Source organism: Streptomyces sp. NPDC058632 (genome assembly GCF_042717095.1).
Classification (GTDB): Bacteria; Actinomycetota; Actinomycetes; order Streptomycetales; family Streptomycetaceae; genus Streptomyces.
The window spans coordinates 43,740-62,279 of sequence record NZ_JBHXQZ010000008.1; the positions used below are offsets into that span (position 1 = coordinate 43,740).

Here is an 18,540-nt window from a genome sequence, read left to right on the forward strand (position 1 = left end):
CGCGGGGCCGGATAACATCTGGCCCCGATGGACACCGAAGCACAGCCGACGGAGCGCGACCGCTCCTCCCACCCGGCCGGACCCGAGGACACCTCGGGGGCCCCGGGCCCGGAGGGACGGTCGCGTTCCTCGTTGGCAGGGCACCTCGTGGGACGGCTTCCCGGGGGACGGCTCACCGCGGCCCTGTTCCTCGTGCTGCTGCTCCTGCTGGCGCTCAGCACCTTCGTGGCCCGGCCGTTCCAGATCCCCAGCGGATCGATGGAGCCCTTGTTGAGGGCCGGAGACCGCGTTCTCGTACTCAAGTTGGCATACCGTTTCGGTGCCGGACCGCAGCGCGGCGACGTGGTTGTGTTCGACGGCACCGGGTATTTCGGGGACGCCGACTACATCAAGCGCGTTGCCGGTGTGGCCGGGGACCACGTGGTCTGCTGCGACAAGGAGGGGAGGATCCGGGTGAACGGCCGGTCGGTCGACGAGTCGGGTTTCCTGTTCCCCGGTGAGAGCGCCTCCACGGTGCCCTTCGACGTCGTCGTCCCCGAGGAGCGTCTGTTCGTCCTCGGCGATCACCGCGAAGCCTCCAGCGACTCCCGTGACCGTCTCGGTTCGCCCGGCGGCGGCATGATCCCGGTGAGCAGGGTGATCGGCCGCGCAGACTGGATCGTCCAGCCCTTCGGCCGCGCCACCCGGCTGCACCGCCCCGACGCCTACACGCGCGTGCCGGCCCCGGTGCCGACGGCACGGGCGGACGCAGCGTACCCGGGGGAGGGGGCCCATGGGTAACCGCGGCAGACCCCGCGGCGTCCCGGCGAGCGCCGCGGACAATCTGCTGCCCACCGGCGCGCGCCGCGCGGCGAGCGCGGCGAGCGGCCGCAGCCGGGCCGACCGGCGCAAGCTCCAGCGGAAGGTCAAGCGGCGCCGCCGGCAGGGCGCGGTCAAGGAGATACCGCTGCTCATCGGAGTCGCCCTCCTGATAGCGCTGGTGCTGAAGACGTTCCTCGTCCAGGCCTTCGTCATCCCGTCCGGCTCCATGGAGCAGACCATCCAGGTCGGCGACCGCGTCCTGGTGGACAAGCTGACCCCGTGGTTCGGCTCCAAGCCGCAGCGCGGGGACGTCGTCGTGTTCAAGGACCCCGGCGGCTGGCTGCAGGACGAGCAGCCCACCCCCCAGAAGGAGGACCCGGTCGGCATCAAGCAGGTCAAGACCGGGCTCACCTTCATCGGCCTGCTGCCCTCGGAGAACGAGAAGGACCTCATCAAACGGGTCGTGGGGGTCGGCGGCGACCAGGTCCAGTGCTGCGACACGCAGGGACGGGTCACCGTCAACGGTGTGCCCCTGGAGGAGAACGACTACCTCTTCCCCGGGAACGCCCCGTCCACCACGCCGTTCGACGTCACCGTGCCCCAGGGGCGCCTGTGGGTGATGGGCGACCACCGGTCCAACTCCGCCGACTCCCGAGCCCACCAGGACACCGACTACGGTGGCACCGTCTCCGAGGAACAGGTGGTGGGCCGGGCCGTGGTCATCGCCTGGCCGTTCGGTCACTGGAACACGCTGGACGAACCGACGACCTACGCCTCCGTGTCGGACTCGACGACCGGGTCGACCGCTGCCGCCCAGCTGTCGCATAGGGTTGCCCCGGATGATTCGAACGGAATGATTCAGCTCCCGAGCCCTGCGGAACTCCCGCTCGTTATGGGAGTGGTGGGCCTGCGCCGCGTATGGGGCAGGCGGCGGCACAGAGTGAGGAGCTGGCGTGGGGGATGTGGCGGTTGGCGCACGGTCCGGAGCCGACGGCGAGGAGCACCGCGGACGTCCCGCGGAACCCTACGCCCCGGTCCAGGACGGCGCCGCGACCTCCGGGAGTGACTCCCCGGCGGCAGGAGAGGGAAGAGTGGCGGACGACCGGTCGGAGCGCGGCGGCCGGGGGCCGGACGAGCCGCCCCGCGAACAGAAGAAGCCACGCTCCTTCTGGAAGGAGCTGCCCATCCTGGTCGGTATCGCCCTGGTTCTGGCGCTGCTGATCAAGACGTTCCTGCTGCAGGCGTTCTCCATTCCGTCGGACTCGATGCAGAACACCCTTCAGCAGGGCGACCGTGTCCTGGTCGACAAGCTCACCCCCTGGTTCGGCTCCGAGCCCGAGCGCGGCGAGGTCGTGGTCTTCCACGATCCGGACAACTGGCTGGCGGGCGAGCCCATGCCCGAGCCCAACGCGTTGCAGACGTTCCTCAGCTGGATCGGCCTGATGCCGTCCGCCGAGGAGAAGGACCTGATCAAGCGGGTCGTCGGGGTCGGCGGTGACGTCGTCGAGTGCAAGGGCACCGGCCCGCTGACGGTCAACGGCGTCGCCCTGAACGAGGCGGACTACGTCTATCCGGGCAACACCCCGTGCAGCCAGGACGACCAGGGCGGCCAGTTCAAGGTCGAGGTTCCCGACGGCAAGATCTGGGTCATGGGCGACCACCGGCAGAATTCCCGGGACTCGCGCTACAACCGGGCCGACAAGAACAACGGCATGGTTCCGGTGAATGAGGTCGTCGGCCGTGCCGTCGTCATCGCCTGGCCGGTCGGCCGCTGGGACATGCTCGAGGTCCCGGACACCTTCGACCAGCCGGCGCTGGGCACGCAGGCATCGGCGTCCGCGGCGCTGACGGTGGCACCCCAGGGGGTCGCGCTCGTGGGCGCGGTGCCGCTGGTGCTGTGGCGGCGCGGGTGGGACCGCCGCCGCGAGAACGGGCCCAAGGCCTGAGCGCTGCGGGCGGCTGCCGGGGCGGTCGCCCGAGGGAGGGGCTGACCCGGTCCGGTACTTGCCGGGTAGGGTGCCGCCCATGACTGGGCAGAGCACGACACGTACGGCTTCGCGCGGCGGCGGTGCGGGCCCGGGCCCGGCGGGCAGCCGGACCGGGCGGCGACTGTCCTCACTGGCCGTGGTACTGGGTCTGGTGCTGTTCCTCGGCGGGTTCGTCTGGGGAGCGCTGGTGTACCTGCCGTACGCCGTGCCCACCCCCTCGATGGCGCCGACGATCGGTGCCGGGGACCGGGTGCTGGCCCAGCGCGTCGACGGCGGCGAGGTCCGCCGCGGCGACGTCGTGGTCTTCAGGGACGAGAGCTGGGCGGACGTACCGGTCGTCAAGCGGGTGGTCGCCGTCGGCGGGGACACCGTCTCCACCGGGCAGGACGGCAGGCTGAAGGTCAACGACACGGAGATCGACGAGCCGTATCTCTCCGCGGACGAGGTGACCGGGCTCAATGCCTTCCCGCAGGTGACCGTGCCGAAGGGCCGCCTGTTCCTGCTCGGTGACGAGCGCAGCGGGTCCCTGGACTCGACCTCCCATCTCACCGACACCGCGAACGGCACCGTCTCCCGCGGGGCGGTCGAGGCCCGGGTCGACGCGGTGGTCTGGCCGATGGACGGCATGCTGCAGGCTCCGACCGGCTTCGAGGAGCTCGGCGGACTCTCCTCACCGGGGCCGCTGCCGACGGTCGTCGCCCTGGTGATGGGCGGTGCCGTGCTCATCCTCGGAGGCGCCGCGTACGGCCCGCTCGCCGCGCGGGCCGGCGCCTCCCGGGCCCGTCGTGCGGACGCGGGAGCGGAGGCGGGCGGTGCCCGCTGAGGCGGCCCATGCCGCCGACGACTCCTACGAGGGCGGGGGCGGGGGCGGGCTGCGCAGGGTCGCCCGCGTCGTCCTCCTCGACCCGAGGGACCGCATCCTGCTGCTGCACGGACATGAGCCGGACGACCCCGCCGACGACTGGTGGTTCACGCCCGGCGGCGGCGTGGAGGGCGACGAGAGCCGTGAACAGGCGGCGCTGCGGGAGCTCGCGGAGGAGACCGGCATCACGGAGGTGGAGCTCGGGCCCGTGCTGTGGCGGCGGACGTGCTCCTTCCCGTTCGCGGGCCGCCGCTGGAACCAGGACGAGTGGTACTACCTCGCCCGCACCACCGGGACGGTCACCGGGGCCACGGCGCTGACCGAGCTCGAGCGGCGCAGCGTCACCGGAGCACGCTGGTGGACGTGCCCGGAACTGGCTCGGGCCCATGAGACGGTGTACCCGACGAGACTCGCCGAGCTGCTGCGCACCCTGCTCGACGAGGGTCCCCCGGCCGGACCCGTCACCCTGGACACCGAGACCGTCTAGGACAGGACCTGGACGCGGGTCCCGGGGCCGTCCGGCGGGTCGGGCCGGTTCGGGGACGGGGCCCCCGGGACTGGCGCACAATGGTGGGATCGCACAGGTGAAGGGGAACATGCCATGAGCGCCGAGGACCTCGAGAAGTACGAGACCGAGATGGAGCTGAAGCTCTACCGGGAGTACCGCGACGTCGTCGGTCTGTTCAAATACGTGATCGAGACCGAGCGTCGCTTCTATCTGACCAACGACTACGAGATGCAGGTGCACTCGGTCCAGGGCGAGGTGTTCTTCGAGGTGTCCATGGCGGATGCCTGGGTCTGGGACATGTACCGGCCGGCCAGGTTCGTGAAGCAGGTGCGCGTCCTGACATTCAAGGACGTGAACATCGAGGAGCTCAACAAGAGTGACCTGGAGCTCCCGGGCGGGTGACGGAGTTCTCCACAACCGCCGGGTTGTCCACCAAGATCTACTTTGGGCGGCCGGCTGCGTGACGGTGGGCGCCGGAGGTGGTGCCGACATGAACCCACGACAGCAGGCACGCAGCGCGCTCGGCAGGTACGGCGAGGCGCTGGCCGCGCGGCGGCTGGCGCAGGCCGGAATGACGGTCCTGGAGCGCAACTGGCGCTGCGGCAGGACCGGCGAGATCGACATCGTGGCCAGGGACGGCGACGCCCTCGTCGTCTGCGAGGTCAAGACCCGCAGGGCCGGGTCCTTCCAGCACCCCATGGAGGCGGTCACCCCCGCCAAGGCGGCCCGGCTGCGGAACCTGGCGCAACGCTGGCTCCAGGAACACGGGGGAGCGCCGCCCGGCGGCGTCCGCATCGACCTGGTCGGCGTCCTGCTGCCGGATCGCGGCGCGCCCCGGGTCGAGCATGTCCGGGGGGTGGCCTGAGATGGGGTTCGCCCGTACGTGTTCGGTGGCGCTGGTCGGCGTCGAGGGCGTGGTCGTGGAGGTCCAGGCCGACCTCGAACCGGGAGTGTCGGCGTTCACGCTGGTGGGGCTGCCGGACAAGAGCCTGACGGAGAGCCGCGACCGGGTCAGGGCCGCGGTCGTCAACTCCGGGGCGGAATGGCCCCAGAAGAAACTCACCGTGGGGCTCAGCCCGGCGTCGGTGCCGAAGGCCGGCAGCGGCTTCGACCTGGCCGTCGCCAGCGCCGTCCTGGGCGCCGCCGAGCGGATCGACCCGCGGGTGCTCGCCGACCTCGTGATGATCGGCGAACTGGGTCTGGACGGCAGGGTGCGGCCCGTCCGGGGCACGCTGCCCGCGGTCGTCGCGGCGGCCGACGCCGGATACGAACAGGTCGTGGTGCCCGAGTGCGCCGCCGCCGAGGCCTCGCTGGTGCCGGGCGTGTCCGTACTGGGTGTCCGCAGCCTGCGCCAGCTGATCGCCCTGCTCACCGACGAGCCGGTGCCCGAGGAGGAACCCGGCGGCCGGGGGCGGCCCGACCCGCTCCTGGCCGGACTGCGGGTACCCGGCACCGGCGCGGCCACCGGTATGCACAGCGCCGGCGCGGCACACTACGACACCGGCCACGACCTCGCGGACGTCGTCGGCCAGCTCCCGGCCCGGACCGGGGTGGAGGTGGCGGCGGCCGGCGGCCACCACCTGTTCCTCGAGGGACCGCCCGGCGCGGGCAAGACCATGCTCGCGGAACGGCTGCCCTCACTCCTGCCGCCGCTCGACCGCCAGGCGTCCCTGGAGGTCACCGCCGTGCACTCGGTGGCCGGCCTGCTGCCCCCGGACAAGCCCCTGATCGACACCGCCCCCTATTGCGCCCCGCACCACTCGGCCACCATGCAGGCGCTCGTCGGCGGCGGCCCCGGCATCGCCCGTCCCGGAGCCGTGTCGCTCGCCCATCGGGGCGTGCTCTTTCTGGACGAGACCCCCGAGTTCGGCAGCCATGCCCTGGACGCCCTGCGCCAGCCCCTGGAGGCCGGGCACGTCGTCATCGCACGCAGCTCGGGCGTCGTGCGCTTCCCGGCGAGGTTCCTCATGGTGCTCGCCGCCAATCCCTGTCCCTGCGGCCGATTCTCGCCGAAGGACAGCCTGTGCGAGTGCCCGCCCTCGTCGATCCGCCGCTACCAGGCCCGGCTGTCCGGCCCGCTGCTCGACCGGGTCGACCTGCGGGTCGAGGCCGAGCGCGTCACCCGCGCCGAACTGACCGCCGACGGGGCCCGTGGCGAGTCCACCGCCACGGTCGCCGACCGGGTGCGCGCGGCCCGGGAACGCGCCGCGCGGCGGCTCGCGGGCACCCCGTGGCGCACCAACAGCGACATCCCCGGGCGGGAGCTGCGCCACCGCTGGCATGCGGCACCCGGTGCGATGGAGGACGCCGAGCGGTGCCTGGAGCGCGGTGTGCTCAGCGCGCGCGGGCTCGACCGGGTGCTGCGGGTCGCGTGGACCGTCGCCGACCTGGTCGGCCGCGACCGGCCCGACGCCAGGGACGTCGCCCTCGCCCTGCACCTGCGTACCGGCGTCCCGCGCGGGGTGCCCATGGAGATCGGGGCGCTGACATGAGCGGCGCCGCCGAGCCCGCCGAGCCCGCCGAGCCCGCCGGGGCAGCCGGGGAAGCCGAGTCCGCCGGGGCAGCCGGGGCAGCCCGGTCCGCCGGGGCGGCCGGGCCCGCGGACGGTGAACTCCTTGCCCGGGTCCTTCTCACCCGGGTCCTCGAACCCGGCGACGAGACCGGTGGGCGGTGGGTGCGGGAGCTGGGCGCGCGGGAGGTGGCGGCGCGGCTGCGGGCGAGGGCCGGACCGTTGCCGGGGGCGAGCGGCCGCCGCTGGACAGGACTGCTGGCGCGGGCCGAGCAGGCCGACCCGGGCCGGGATCTCGCCGTCGCGCGGAACACCGGGGTGCGGTTCGTGTACCCCGGGACGGCCGAATGGCCCCGGCAACTCGACGACCTGGGGGACGGCCGGCCTCTCGGGCTGTGGGTGCGTGGCCCCGCCGACCTGCGGATGTGGGCACTGCGCTCGGTCGCCGTCGTCGGCGCCCGCGCCTGCACCGAGTACGGCGCCCACATGGCCGCCACCCTCGCCGCCGAGCTCGCCGAGCACGGCTGGGTCGTGGTCTCCGGCGGCGCCTACGGGATCGACGGCGCCGCACACCGCGGCGCGCTCGGCTCGGCCGGCGCCACCGTCGCCGTACTCGCCTGCGGCGTCGACCGGCCCTACCCGCGCGGACACACCGGGCTGATCACCAGGATCGCGGAACAAGGACTGGTCGTCGGCGAGTTGCCCCCCGGTGATCACCCGACTCCGAGCAGGTTCATCCTCCGCAACCGGGTCATCGCCGCACTCACCCGGGGCACCGTAGTCGTCGAGGCCGCGCACCGCAGCGGCTCCCTGGTGACCGCCAGAGCGGCAGGGCGCCTGGGACGTCACACGATGGGGGTACCGGGGCCGGCCACCAGCGGGCGCTCGGCCGGGGTGCACGAACTGCTGCGGCAGGGCGCGGTACTGGTCACCGATGCCGCGGAGATCGTCGAACTGGTCGGGGACATGGGCGAACTGGCCCCGGAGCGGCGCGGGCCGGTGCTGCCCCGGGACCTGCTGGAACCCGCAGCCCACCAGGTCCTCGACGCGCTGCCCGTGCGCGGGGCGGCCCCCGCCGACGGCATCGCGCGCGACGCACGGACCACCCAGGACGACGCGATCGCGAGACTGTACGAACTGCGTGCACTCGGGTACGTCGAACGACACGGCGACGGCTGGAAGTTGACACGCCAGGCGGTCATCCCGGTCGACGACGGTTCCGGTGTTCCCTGACGGAGGGTGTTCGGCCGTCCGGGGGAACGGCTACACCCCTTGGAAAATACGTCAGTTGGGACACCCGGGTGATCACGTAGAGCGACGAGGCTCACCCGGCGAGGTGGGGTGCGGGACACGCCCGCACCCGCCCCGACCTCACTTCTTCGCACACCGCGACCCCGCAGTCACGCTACGCTCACAAGCGTCCCCGCACGGAGCGACAGCACGGAAGGAAGCCCGGCAGGCGATCACCGCAGGCGGTACGGGCAGGCAGCACAGGCAGACGGCCCGGCATCAGACAGACGGCTCACCCAGGCAGCACCAGTCCACTGCAGAACGGCACAAGGCGACGAATGCCCCAGCACACCTCCGGGTCCGACCGGGCGGCGATCCCCCCAGCCGCCCGTGACGGTGGCAGCGTGCGGCCGCCCGCCCCCTCGACGCTCGACGAGCTGTGGCGGTCGTACAAGGCGACGGGCGACGAGCGGCTGCGGGAGCAGTTGATCCTGCACTACTCGCCGTTGGTGAAGTATGTCGCGGGCCGGGTCAGCGTGGGGCTGCCGCCCAATGTCGACCAGGCGGACTTCGTCTCCTCCGGGGTGTTCGGGCTGATCGACGCGATCGAGAAGTTCGACGTCGACCGGGAGATCAAGTTCGAGACCTACGCGATCACCCGCATCAGGGGCGCGATGATCGACGAACTGCGGGCCCTGGACTGGATTCCGCGCTCGGTGCGGCAGAAGGCGCGCAATGTCGAGCGGGCGTACGCGACGCTGGAGGCACGGCTCAGGCGTACGCCGACGGAGAGCGAGGTCGCCGGCGAGATGGGCATCGCCGTGGACGAACTGCACGCGGTTTTCAGCCAACTGTCGCTCGCCAACGTCGTCGCCCTGGAGGAGCTGCTGCATGCCGGGGGCGACGGCGGCGACCGGCTCAGCCTGATGGACACCCTGGAGGACACCGCCGCCGACAACCCGGTGGAAGTGGTCGAGGACCGGGAGCTGCGGAGGTTTTTGGCCCGGGCGATCAACACACTTCCGGAGCGGGAGAAGACCGTGGTCACGCTCTACTACTACGAAGGGCTCACCCTGGCCGAGATCGGCCATGTGCTGGGGGTCACCGAGAGCAGGGTCAGCCAGATCCACACCAAGTCCGTCCTCCAGCTCAGGGCGAAGCTGGCAGGTTTCCGGGGCTGAGCGGGCCGCCGGGCCCCCGCTCGACCCGCCGGCCGAGCCGGCCGCCGGGGTACGCCCGTCCGGCCTGCGGTTTCGGCCGGGGGCTCCCACCTCGCGCGGCGCGTCCGTAAAGTGGTGGCGTGCCAAGGATTCGAGCGGCCTCCGTGGCCGAGCACCGGTCGATGCAACGCGCCGCCCTGCTGGACGCGGCACGTTCCCTGCTGTCCGAGGGCGGTACGGAGGCACTCACCTTCCCCGCCCTCGCCGAGCGCACGGGCCTGGCGCGCTCCTCCGTGTACGAGTACTTCCGGTCCCGGGCGGCCGTCGTCGAGGAACTGTGCGAGGTCGACTTCCCGGTCTGGGCGGCCGAGGTCGAGACGGCCATGGCAGCGGCCGACGGCGCCGAGGCCAAGACCGAGGCGTACGTCCGCAAGCAGTTGGAACTGGTCGGGGACCGGCGTCACCGGGCCGTGGTGGCGATCTCCGCGAGCGAGCTCGACGCGGGCGCCCGGGAGAAGATCCGCGCGGCCCACGGCGGCCTCGTCGCGATGATCGTCGAGGCCCTGGGCGAACTGGGCCACGACCAGCCCCGGCTCGCCGCGATGCTGCTCCAGGGTGTGGTCGACGCGGCGGTGCGCCGCATCGAACTCGGCGCCGCCGAACACCCGGAGACGATCACGGAAGCCGCGGTCGCCATGACCCTGCGCGGTATCCAGCCCTGACGGCCCGGAGCCCCGGCCTCCCGGAGCCCGGACACTCCGACGCCGGACGTGCGGTGCTCCGGCGTGTGCCGGCTGCCGTCCGGCCGCGCAGGTCCCGGCCCCTCCCCGGCGTTTTCCGGTCCGGCGGGAACCCCGTCTCCCTGCCCCGTTCAGCCCTGCTCTCCCGTTCAGCCCTGCTCTTTCGTCCTCCCCCGCCTGCCGGTCACTCCGGTACCGGCAGGCCGAGGACCGGGAGGAGTCTCGGCGGGCCGGCGCGCAGGAGCCAGGGCGGGAGCAGGGCGAGCGGATCGAGGTAGACGTCCGCTCTGAGCAGGCCCCAGTGCAGGCAGGGAGCCGTGCAGTGCGGGCTCCTCGCCGGGTCCGTCGCCGCCACCGCCCCGACCACCTCACCCGGTGCCACCCGGGCCCCCTTCTCCACCGACGGGTGGACCGGCTCGTAGGTGGTACGCAGCGGCGGCGTCCCCGTGTCCGACAGCTCCACCGAGACGACGCCCCGTCCGGCCACCTGGCCGGCGAAGGAGACCCGGCCCGCCGCCACCGCCCGCACCGGTGTCCCCGGCACCGCCGCCAGGTCCGCTCCCCGGTGCCCGCGCCCGTACGGAGTCTCCGGTGGTTCCCAGCCCCGCAGCACCCGGGGCCGGACCCCCACGGGCCAGACCCGTCCGACGGCCGGCACCCCGGCACCGGCCCGAGCGGTGTCCCCGGCCAGAGCCGCGAGCTGCAGTGGCGGCGATGACGGCAAGGCCGTCGGCAGCGATGACGGCGGCGGGGGCAACAGGACCGTCGGTGTCAGGACCAGCAGGACGATCGGACGCGCCCACGCCCTCGGAGAGCGGCGCACGGACCGGTTCACGGACCGCCGCACGGACTGGCTCACGCATCGGCTCACTCGCATGCCGGAAAGCCTCCACGGAATCCGTGATCACGGCCCGGACCTGTGGACCGTCACCCGGTTGTGGACAACGGCGTCACCCGGTGCCCCGCGGGTCCCGTACACTTCTGGTGGCGACCCGGGTCACCGGGTCGACTTCGCACGCCCCGACATCAGGACCGGTCACGACCGCTCCCGGTGTCAGCGCCCCTCGGTCCTTCGTGGCAACGGCGCGTCGTGGGCGTCAGGCGCGGGAGCCGCCGGCTTCCGCGGCACAACCGAGAAAATCAAGGAGATACGGCCATGGCCGTCGTCACGATGCGGGAGCTGCTGGAAAGCGGCGTCCACTTCGGTCACCAGACCCGTCGTTGGAACCCGAAGATGAAGCGCTTCATCTTCACGGAGCGCAACGGCATCTACATCATCGACCTGCTCCAGTCGCTGTCGTACATCGACCGCGCCTACGAGTTCGTCAAGGAGACCGTCGCCCACGGCGGCACGGTCATGTTCGTCGGCACGAAGAAGCAGGCGCAGGAGGCCATCGCGGAGCAGGCCACCCGCGTCGGCATGCCGTACGTCAACCAGCGCTGGCTCGGCGGCATGCTCACCAACTTCTCGACCGTCTACAAGCGTCTGCAGCGCCTCAAGGAGCTCGAGCAGATCGACTTCGAGGACGTGGCCGCCTCCGGCCTCACCAAGAAGGAGCTGCTGGTCCTCTCCCGCGAGAAGGCCAAGCTGGAGAAGACCCTCGGCGGTATCCGCGAGATGCAGAAGGTGCCCAGCGCCGTCTGGATCGTGGACACCAAGAAGGAGCACATCGCGGTCGGCGAGGCCCGGAAGCTCAACATCCCGGTCGTCGCCATCCTCGACACCAACTGCGACCCCGACGAGGTCGACTACAAGATCCCGGGCAACGACGACGCGATCCGCTCCGTCACCCTGCTCACCCGTGTGATCGCCGACGCGGTCGCCGAGGGCCTCATCTCCCGCTCCGGTGTCGCCACCGAGGGCAAGGGCGAGAAGGCCGCCAACGAGCCCCTCGCCGAGTGGGAGCGCGACCTGCTCGAGGGTGAGAAGAAGGCCGACGAGACCCCGGCCGCCGCCGAGGCCGAGAAGCCGGCCGAGGCCGCCGAGGCGGAGGCCCCCGCGGCCGACGCTCCGGCCGCCGAGGCTCCGGCCGCCGCCGAGGCCGAGAAGCCGGCCGAGGAGGCCCCCGCGGCCGACGCCGCTCCGGCCGCCGAGGCCGACCAGGCCTGACCTGCCCGTCCGGGCTGATGACGGCGGGAGCGGGTGACATGAAGTCCGCTCCCGCCGTCCACCCTTAGGTGCGCGGCGCGTCACGGTCCTCCCGCTCACTGAGCACCGAAGACCCCGCAGATCTCCGATTCTCCAGACTTCGAGGAAGACTCACAGACTCATGGCGAACTACACCGCCGCCGACGTCAAGAAGCTCCGGGAGCTCACCGGCGCCGGCATGATGGACTGCAAGAAGGCGCTGGACGAGGCCGAGGGCAACGTCGAGAAGGCCGTCGAGGCGCTCCGTATCAAGGGCCAGAAGGGCGTCGCCAAGCGCGAGGGCCGCTCCGCCGAGAACGGCGCCGTGGTCTCGATCATCGCCGACGACAACTCCTCCGGCGTCCTCGTCGAGCTGAAGTGCGAGACGGACTTCGTCGCCAAGGGCGAGAAGTTCCAGGCCGTGGCCACCGCCATCGCCGAGCACGTCACCAAGTCCTCCCCGGCCGACATCGAGGCGCTCCTCGCCTCCGAGATCGAGGCCGGCAAGACCGTTCAGGCGTACGTCGACGAGGCCAACGCCAACCTGGGCGAGAAGATCGTCCTGGACCGCTTCGCCCAGTTCACCGACGGCTACGTGACGGCGTACATGCACCGCACGATGCCCGACCTGCCCCCGCAGATCGGTGTTCTCGTCGAGCTCGACAAGCAGACCGACGAGAGCGCCGCGGTCGCCAAGGGCGTCGCCCAGCACATCGCCGCCTTCGCGCCGAAGTACCTCTCCAAGGAGGACGTGCCGGCCGAGGTCGTCGAGACCGAGCGCCGCGTCGCCGAGGAGACCACCCGCGCGGAGGGCAAGCCCGAGGCCGCCCTGCCGAAGATCGTCGAGGGTCGCCTCAACGGCTTCTTCAAGGACGCCACGCTGCTGGGCCAGCCCTACGCGCTGGACAACAAGAAGTCCGTCCAGAAGGTTCTCGACGAGGCCGGTGTCACCCTGAAGCGCTTCACGCGCATCAAGGTCGGCATCTGAGTCCGTACCGCGACGGACGCGCGACCCCTATAGGGTCGTCAGCAGTCGTTCGGACACGCCGTCACGCACGCTCGCGTGCCGGACGACAGCAGATCTGACGAGGAGGCCATTGCCGCATGGGATGCGTCGTACACCCCACCGGCAGTGGCCTCCTTCGTATGTGCAACAGGTGAAAGAGGCGGGATCCCCGATGACCAAGGCTGAGAAGAGCGACGACGGCACCGTGCACGGACGGTTTCTGCTGAAGCTGTCCGGCGAGGCCTTCTCCGGTGGCGGGGGCCTGGGCGTCGACCCCGACGTGGTGCACGCCATCGCACGCGAGATCGCGGCGGTCGTCCGTGACGGCGCGCAGATCGCCATCGTCATCGGCGGCGGCAACTTCTTCCGCGGCGCGGAACTCCAGCAGCGCGGCATGGACCGGGCCCGCTCGGACTACATGGGCATGCTCGGCACCGTGATGAACTGCCTCGCGCTCCAGGACTTCCTGGAGAAGGTGGGCGTGGACTGCAGGGTCCAGACCGCCATCACCATGGGCCAGGTCGCCGAGCCCTACATCCCGCTGCGGGCCGTACGACACCTGGAGAAGGGACGCGTGGTCATCTTCGGCGCCGGCATGGGCATGCCGTACTTCTCCACCGACACCACCGCCGCCCAGCGCGCCCTGGAGATCGACGCCGAGGCACTGCTGATGGGCAAGAACGGCGTGGACGGGGTCTACGACTCCGACCCGAAGGCCAACCCCGACGCGGTGAAGTTCGACCACCTCGGGTACGGCGAGGTCATCACACGTGATCTGAAGGTCGCCGACGCCACGGCCGTCACCCTGTGCCGCGACAACAAGCTCCCCATCGTCGTCTTCGAACTGCTGGCGGAGGGCAATATCGCGCGCGCCGTCAAGGGTGAGAAGATCGGCACGCTGGTGGGTGACCCGACGTACCGGAAGTGACCGGACCACAAGCACCCGTCCGAGGGGCGACACCTCCGGGGGACGGACGGGACGGACCGGGCCGGGGGATGGACAATGTCCCACCGGTCGGGAACCGTGCAGGAAGAAGACGCGACGCAGCCGGCCGTTGCCCCGACAGGGAACCGCGGCCGGGCCTACTCAAGACACGCAGGAGCAAGTGGTGATCGAAGAGACCCTCCTCGAAGCCGAGGAGAAGATGGAGAAGGCCGTCGTGGTCGCCAAGGAGGACTTCGCCGCGATCCGCACCGGCCGTGCGCACCCGGCGATGTTCAACAAGATCGTGGCCGACTACTACGGCGCGCCGACGCCGATCAACCAGCTGGCCTCGTTCTCCGTGCCCGAGCCGCGCATGGCCGTGGTGACGCCGTTCGACAAGAGCGCGCTGCGCAACATCGAGCAGGCGATCCGCGACTCCGACCTGGGAGTCAACCCGAGCAACGACGGCAACATCATCCGCGTGGTGTTTCCCGAGCTGACCGAGGAGCGCCGCCGCGACTACATCAAGGTGGCCAAGGCCAAGGCCGAGGACGCCAAGGTCTCCATCCGTTCCGTGCGCCGCAAGGCCAAGGACGCCATCGACAAGATGATCAAGGATGGCGAGGTCGGCGAGGACGAGGGACGCCGTGCGGAGAAGGAGCTCGACGACACCACCGCGAAGTACGTCGCCCAGGTGGACGAGCTCCTGAAGCACAAGGAAGCGGAACTGCTCGAGGTCTGATGAACGACTCTTCCTGGGGGGCGCCGCCACAGGCCGGGTACTGGGGGCCGCCCGACCAGGGGCCCGTCCAGGAAGCCGGCCCGGCGGGTTCCCCGTACGATGCGCACTACGCGCAGCAGACTCGCCCCATGCCCATCGTGCCCGACGAACCCGAACACGGCGGTGACCAGGACGCGGATCAGGGGGCTGCTCGGCTGAGCGGCTCCCTGTTCCGAGACGAGACGACGCGGGCGCGCCCCCACCTCGGGGAGATGCCGTACCACCCGCAGAATCCGGAGTCCATGTCCGACGCCCCGCAGCCGGTGCCCCCACCGCGGAAGAAGACCGCGGGGCGTGATCTGGGTGCTGCGATAGGTGTCGGCGTCGGCCTCTGTGCGCTGGTCGTCGTCTCGTTGTTCATCGTGAAGGCCGTCTTCGTCGGCGTTGTCGCCGTCGCCATAGTGGTGGGCCTGCGGGAGCTGACGAAGCGGCTCGAGGAGCGCAAGGGCATCAAGGCGCCGTTCGTGCCGCTCGCGGCCGGCGGGGCGGCCATGATCGTCTCCGGGTACGTCTGGGGCAGCGACGGCGCCTGGATGGCCGTGGCGCTCACCGCGCTGGCGGTGCTGGTCTGGCGGATGGCCCAGCCGCCCGAGAACTACCTCAGGGATGTCACGGCGGGGGTCTTCGCCGCGTTCTACGTGCCGTTCCTGGCGACCTTCGTGTCGATGATGCTGGCCGCGGACGACGGGTCCTGGCGGGTGCTGACGTTCATAGTGATCACGGTCGTCGCCGACACCGGCGCGTACGCCGTCGGCTGGCGGTTCGGCACGCACAAGCTCGCCCCGCGCATCAGCCCCGGCAAGACCCGCGAGGGCCTGCTGGGCGCGGTCGGGTTCGCCATGGTGGCGGGCGCACTGTGCATGCAGTTCCTGATCGAAGGCGGCACCTGGTGGCAGGGGCTGCTGCTCGGCCTCGCGGTCTCGGTCAGCGCCACCCTCGGCGACCTGGGTGAATCCATGATCAAGCGGGACCTCGGCATCAAGGACATGGGCACACTGCTCCCGGGGCACGGCGGCATCATGGACCGGCTGGACTCGCTGCTGCCGACGGCGCCGGTGGTGTGGTTGCTGTTGGTGGTGTTCGTCGGCTCGGGGTGAGGGAAGGCCACGGTGCCGCGCGGCGGTAGCCGCACGTGGGTACGGTATGGACCGGCTGGACTCGCTGCTGCCGACGGCGCCGGTGGTGTGGTTGCTGTTGGTGATCTTCGTCGGCTCGGGTTGACGGTCATCAGGTACGCTGGAAGGGCCTGCGGCACTGGCTGCGGGCCCTTTTCACATTCCCCCGCCGATGCGGGGGTGTCCCGACGGTACGGCCATGCCGGAGCCAGGAGACCTGAGCCCTCCCCGCCGATACGGGGGTGCCGTAGGACCCGTCGTCATGAGGAGTTGCCCGACCGTGGCCCGTCCTGCTCCCGGTGAGCTCGCCTTCGTCGCCCCCCGCGGAGCGAAGAAGCCGCCGCGGCACCTTGCCGACCTCACGCCCGCCGAGCGCAAGGAGGCGGTCGCAGCGGCCGGTGAGAAGCCGTTCCGGGCGAAGCAGCTCTCGCAGCACTACTTCGCGCGGTACGCGCACGACCCGGAGCAGTGGACCGACATTCCCGCCGGTTCCCGGTCCAAGCTGCAGGAGGTGCTGCTTCCGGAGCTGATGTCGGTGGTCCGGCATCTGTCCACCGACCAGGGCACCACCCGCAAGACGCTGTGGAAGCTGTTCGACGGGACGCTCGTCGAGTCGGTGCTCATGCGCTACCCGGACAGGGTGACGATGTGCATCAGCTCGCAGGCGGGCTGCGGCATGAACTGCCCGTTCTGCGCGACCGGGCAGGCCGGTCTCGACCGGAACCTGTCCACCGCGGAGATCGTGCACCAGATCGTGGACGGGATGCGGTCGCTGCGGGACGGGGAGGTCCCCGGTGGGCCGGCGCGGCTGAGCAACATCGTCTTCATGGGGATGGGCGAGCCGCTCGCCAACTACAACCGGGTCGTCGGCGCCATCCGCCGCCTGACCGACCCCGAGCCGGACGGTCTCGGGCTGTCCCAGCGCGGGATCACCGTGTCGACGGTCGGGCTCGTGCCGGCGATCAACCGGTTCTCCGACGAGGGCTTCAAGTGCCGCCTCGCCATCTCCCTGCACGCGCCCGACGACGAACTGCGCGACACCCTCGTCCCCGTGAACACGCGGTGGAAGGTGCGCGAGGTCCTGGACTCCGGGTTCGAGTACGCGGCCAGGTCCGGGCGGCGGCTGTCCATCGAGTACGCGCTGATCCGGGACATCAACGACCAGGCGTGGCGCGGTGACCGGCTCGGGCGGCTGCTGAAGGGCAAGCCCGTGCACGTCAACCTCATCCCGCTCAACCCGACGCCCGGCTCCAAGTGGACCGCCTCGCGGCCCGAGGACGAGAAGGCGTTCGTGGACGCGATCGCCTCGCACGGTGTGCCGGTGACGATCCGGGACACCCGTGGACAGGAGATCGACGGGGCCTGCGGTCAGCTCGCCGCGAGCGAGCGGTAACCTGACCGGCACAGGAACAACAACTGCATACCGGGCCATCACACGTTCATATTCCGACAGGGGAGCGCCACAGCGCTGAGAGTGCGGCATCGGCCGCAGACCCTCCGAACCTCGCCCAGGTCATTCTGGGTAGGGAGATCGGTCATCACTCGAGCTGTTGCGCCCTGCCCGGGACACCCGCAGGGGTCCCGGGCAGGGCCGCGTCTCTTCCTGGTCACCCCCAGGAGGAAATACCGGTGAACATCACCAAGAAGGTCACGAGCCTGGCCGTAGGGCTGGGTCTGGTCACACTGTCCGCCTGTGGTTCCTCGTCCGACGGGTCGGACGGCTCCGGCGGCGACGGCCGAAGCGGCGGCGGTTCGAAGACCGTCACGCTCGTCAGCCACAACTCGTGGGCCGCGTCCGAGGACGTCGTCGCGGCCTTCGAGAAGCAGACCGGCTACCGGCTGAAGGTCCTGGAGGACGGCGACGCCGGGCAGGCCGTCAACAAGGCGATCCTGACCAAGGACAACCCCCAGGGCGACGTCTTCTTCGGCGTCGACAACACCCTGCTGTCCCGCGCCCTCGACAACGGGCTGTTCCAGCCGTACGAGGCGAAGGGCTCCGACCTCGTCCTTCCCGAGTACCGCGCCGACGAGGACAAGCACCGGGTCACCCCCGTCGACACCGGTGACGTCTGCGTCAACTACGACAAGGCATGGTTCGAGGAGCGCGACCTGGCCCCGCCGCGGACCTTCGACGACCTGGCCGAGCCCGCGTACAAGGACCTGCTCGTCACGTCGAACGCCTCCACCTCCTCGCCCGGCCTCGGCTTCGTCCTCGGCACCGCCGCCAAGTACGGCGACGAGAACTGGCAGGACTACTGGAAGAAGCTCAAGGCCAATGGCGTGAAGGTGGTCGACGGCTGGGAGCAGGCCTACAACGAGGAGTTCTCCGGCTCGGCCGGCGGCAAGCAGGCGGGGGGCGACCGGCCGCTGGTGGTGTCCTACGCCTCCTCGCCGCCCGCCGAGGTGATCTACGCCGACCCGAAGCCGAGGACCGCGCCCACCGGTGTCGCCGACGGCACCTGCTTCCGCCAGGTGGAGTACGCGGGGCTGCTGAGCAACGCGCAGAACCCCGAGGGCGGCAAGGCGCTGCTCGACTTCCTGATCAGCAAGCCGTTCCAGGACGACATGCCGCTCAACATGTTCGTCTACCCGGTGCGGGAGGCCGCCCAGGTGCCCGAGGAGTTCGTGGAGTTCGGACCGCAGGCCGAGAACCCCGAGACCATGGACCCGGCGAAGATCGCCGACCACCGTGACCAGTGGATCAAGTCGTGGACCTCGCTCGTCCTGAAGTGAGCCGTCCTGAAGTGAGCCGTCCCGAAGTGAGCCGGGCCGCGGCGCGGCGGCGCG

Annotated in this window: 19 protein-coding genes and 1 riboswitch; of the genes, 18 read left to right on the plus strand and 1 reads right to left on the minus strand. The window is 71.1% G+C overall.

Features of this window, described 5'->3' with window-relative positions; all coding sequences use genetic code 11:
• Positions 1 to 27 precede the first annotated feature (27 nt).
• The 11 genes from lepB (ACFWVE_RS05355) (at position 28) to ACFWVE_RS05405 (ending at position 9,780) form a co-directional block, all read left to right on the plus strand.
• A complete protein-coding gene (gene lepB, locus ACFWVE_RS05355; RefSeq protein ID WP_384008427.1) occupies positions 28 to 780 on the plus strand; it encodes a signal peptidase I in 753 nt (250 codons plus the stop codon).
• Positions 773 to 1,867 carry a signal peptidase I gene (gene lepB / locus ACFWVE_RS05360; RefSeq protein WP_384008429.1) on the plus strand — a complete coding sequence of 365 codons (1,095 nt, stop codon included), beginning with the start codon at positions 773 to 775 and terminating at the stop codon, positions 1,865 to 1,867. Before lepB (ACFWVE_RS05355) ends, lepB (ACFWVE_RS05360) begins: the two co-directional genes overlap by 8 nt.
• Positions 1,755 to 2,747: a signal peptidase I gene (lepB, locus tag ACFWVE_RS05365; RefSeq protein ID WP_384008431.1), complete on the plus strand. Its 993-nt coding sequence runs from the start codon at positions 1,755 to 1,757 to the stop codon at positions 2,745 to 2,747. Before lepB (ACFWVE_RS05360) ends, lepB (ACFWVE_RS05365) begins: the two co-directional genes overlap by 113 nt.
• A gap of 79 nt (positions 2,748 to 2,826) precedes the next feature.
• Positions 2,827 to 3,612, plus strand: a complete 786-nt coding sequence (gene lepB, locus ACFWVE_RS05370; RefSeq protein WP_384008433.1) for a signal peptidase I — start codon at positions 2,827 to 2,829, stop codon at positions 3,610 to 3,612.
• Positions 3,602 to 4,138, plus strand: coding sequence for an NUDIX hydrolase (locus tag ACFWVE_RS05375; protein WP_384008435.1), 537 nt, complete (start codon positions 3,602 to 3,604; stop codon positions 4,136 to 4,138). Before lepB (ACFWVE_RS05370) ends, ACFWVE_RS05375 begins: the two co-directional genes overlap by 11 nt.
• Before the next feature lie 114 nt (positions 4,139 to 4,252).
• Positions 4,253 to 4,561, plus strand: coding sequence for a DUF2469 domain-containing protein (locus ACFWVE_RS05380; protein WP_003965949.1), 309 nt, complete (start codon positions 4,253 to 4,255; stop codon positions 4,559 to 4,561).
• Between the two features lie 58 nt (positions 4,562 to 4,619).
• The gene (locus ACFWVE_RS05385) at positions 4,620 to 5,024 is read left to right on the plus strand and encodes a YraN family protein (RefSeq protein ID WP_384008437.1); all 405 of its coding nucleotides are present in this window, start codon (positions 4,620 to 4,622) and stop codon (positions 5,022 to 5,024) included.
• 1 nt (position 5,025) lies between these two features.
• Complete coding sequence (locus ACFWVE_RS05390) at positions 5,026 to 6,651, plus strand: YifB family Mg chelatase-like AAA ATPase (protein WP_384008439.1); 1,626 nt, start codon at positions 5,026 to 5,028, stop codon at positions 6,649 to 6,651.
• Positions 6,648 to 7,901, plus strand: coding sequence for a DNA-processing protein DprA (gene dprA, locus ACFWVE_RS05395; RefSeq protein ID WP_384008441.1), 1,254 nt, complete (start codon positions 6,648 to 6,650; stop codon positions 7,899 to 7,901). The genes ACFWVE_RS05390 and dprA overlap by 4 nt, the downstream gene beginning before the upstream one ends.
• Positions 7,902 to 8,236: 335 nt before the next feature.
• On the plus strand, positions 8,237 to 9,079 hold the full coding sequence (gene whiG / locus ACFWVE_RS05400; protein WP_384008443.1) for an RNA polymerase sigma factor WhiG: 843 nt from the start codon (positions 8,237 to 8,239) through the stop codon (positions 9,077 to 9,079).
• A 143-nt stretch (positions 9,080 to 9,222) separates the two neighbouring features.
• Entirely contained in the window at positions 9,223 to 9,780 is a 558-nt protein-coding gene (locus ACFWVE_RS05405; protein ID WP_384008519.1) for a TetR/AcrR family transcriptional regulator, read from the plus strand.
• Between the two features lie 202 nt (positions 9,781 to 9,982).
• Here the strand turns inward: ACFWVE_RS05405 and ACFWVE_RS05410 are convergent, their stop codons facing one another.
• Positions 9,983 to 10,588 carry a M23 family metallopeptidase gene (locus ACFWVE_RS05410; RefSeq protein WP_384008521.1) on the minus strand — a complete coding sequence of 202 codons (606 nt, stop codon included), beginning with the start codon at positions 10,586 to 10,588 and terminating at the stop codon, positions 9,983 to 9,985.
• Positions 10,589 to 10,954: 366 nt separating this feature from the next.
• On the opposite strand from ACFWVE_RS05410, the gene rpsB reads away from it, so the two are divergent.
• From rpsB to ACFWVE_RS05445, 7 genes are all read left to right on the plus strand, one after another.
• Positions 10,955 to 11,908, plus strand: coding sequence for a 30S ribosomal protein S2 (rpsB, locus tag ACFWVE_RS05415; RefSeq protein WP_384008445.1), 954 nt, complete (start codon positions 10,955 to 10,957; stop codon positions 11,906 to 11,908).
• 160 nt (positions 11,909 to 12,068) lie between these two features.
• Positions 12,069 to 12,914 (plus strand): translation elongation factor Ts, encoded by an 846-nt coding sequence (tsf, locus tag ACFWVE_RS05420; protein WP_257848000.1) that lies wholly within the window; start codon positions 12,069 to 12,071, stop codon positions 12,912 to 12,914.
• A gap of 190 nt (positions 12,915 to 13,104) precedes the next feature.
• A complete protein-coding gene (gene pyrH, locus ACFWVE_RS05425) occupies positions 13,105 to 13,860 on the plus strand; it encodes a UMP kinase (protein WP_384008447.1) in 756 nt (251 codons plus the stop codon).
• A 181-nt stretch (positions 13,861 to 14,041) separates the two neighbouring features.
• Complete coding sequence (gene frr, locus ACFWVE_RS05430; protein WP_004924833.1) at positions 14,042 to 14,599, plus strand: ribosome recycling factor; 558 nt, start codon at positions 14,042 to 14,044, stop codon at positions 14,597 to 14,599.
• 128 nt (positions 14,600 to 14,727) lie between these two features.
• Positions 14,728 to 15,735, plus strand: a complete 1,008-nt coding sequence (locus ACFWVE_RS05435) for a phosphatidate cytidylyltransferase (RefSeq protein ID WP_384008449.1) — start codon at positions 14,728 to 14,730, stop codon at positions 15,733 to 15,735.
• Between the two features lie 280 nt (positions 15,736 to 16,015).
• On the plus strand, positions 16,016 to 17,146 hold the full coding sequence (gene rlmN / locus ACFWVE_RS05440; protein ID WP_384008451.1) for a 23S rRNA (adenine(2503)-C(2))-methyltransferase RlmN: 1,131 nt from the start codon (positions 16,016 to 16,018) through the stop codon (positions 17,144 to 17,146).
• 48 nt (positions 17,147 to 17,194) lie between these two features.
• A riboswitch (TPP riboswitch) is annotated at positions 17,195 to 17,300 on the plus strand.
• An 82-nt stretch (positions 17,301 to 17,382) separates the two neighbouring features.
• Positions 17,383 to 18,486, plus strand: a complete 1,104-nt coding sequence (locus ACFWVE_RS05445; protein WP_384008453.1) for a thiamine ABC transporter substrate binding subunit — start codon at positions 17,383 to 17,385, stop codon at positions 18,484 to 18,486.
• Positions 18,487 to 18,540: the final 54 nt, after the last annotated feature.

What these genes read in the sequence shown, in the direction of transcription:
- tsf (WP_257848000.1), top strand. Translation starts at nt 12,069, where the DNA reads ATGGCGAACTACACCGCCGCCGACGTCAAGAAGCTCCGGGAGCTCACC.
- lepB (WP_384008427.1), top strand. Translation starts at nt 28, where the DNA reads ATGGACACCGAAGCACAGCCGACGGAGCGCGACCGCTCCTCCCACCCG.
- pyrH (WP_384008447.1), top strand. Translation starts at nt 13,105, where the DNA reads ATGACCAAGGCTGAGAAGAGCGACGACGGCACCGTGCACGGACGGTTT.
- rlmN (WP_384008451.1), top strand. Translation starts at nt 16,016, where the DNA reads ATGAGGAGTTGCCCGACCGTGGCCCGTCCTGCTCCCGGTGAGCTCGCC.
- ACFWVE_RS05435 (WP_384008449.1), top strand. Translation starts at nt 14,728, where the DNA reads ATGCCCATCGTGCCCGACGAACCCGAACACGGCGGTGACCAGGACGCG.
- lepB (WP_384008433.1), top strand. Translation starts at nt 2,827, where the DNA reads ATGACTGGGCAGAGCACGACACGTACGGCTTCGCGCGGCGGCGGTGCG.
- ACFWVE_RS05380 (WP_003965949.1), top strand. Translation starts at nt 4,253, where the DNA reads ATGAGCGCCGAGGACCTCGAGAAGTACGAGACCGAGATGGAGCTGAAG.
- whiG (WP_384008443.1), top strand. Translation starts at nt 8,237, where the DNA reads ATGCCCCAGCACACCTCCGGGTCCGACCGGGCGGCGATCCCCCCAGCC.
- lepB (WP_384008429.1), top strand. Translation starts at nt 773, where the DNA reads ATGGGTAACCGCGGCAGACCCCGCGGCGTCCCGGCGAGCGCCGCGGAC.
- dprA (WP_384008441.1), top strand. Translation starts at nt 6,648, where the DNA reads ATGAGCGGCGCCGCCGAGCCCGCCGAGCCCGCCGAGCCCGCCGGGGCA.
- rpsB (WP_384008445.1), top strand. Translation starts at nt 10,955, where the DNA reads ATGGCCGTCGTCACGATGCGGGAGCTGCTGGAAAGCGGCGTCCACTTC.
- ACFWVE_RS05390 (WP_384008439.1), top strand. Translation starts at nt 5,026, where the DNA reads ATGGGGTTCGCCCGTACGTGTTCGGTGGCGCTGGTCGGCGTCGAGGGC.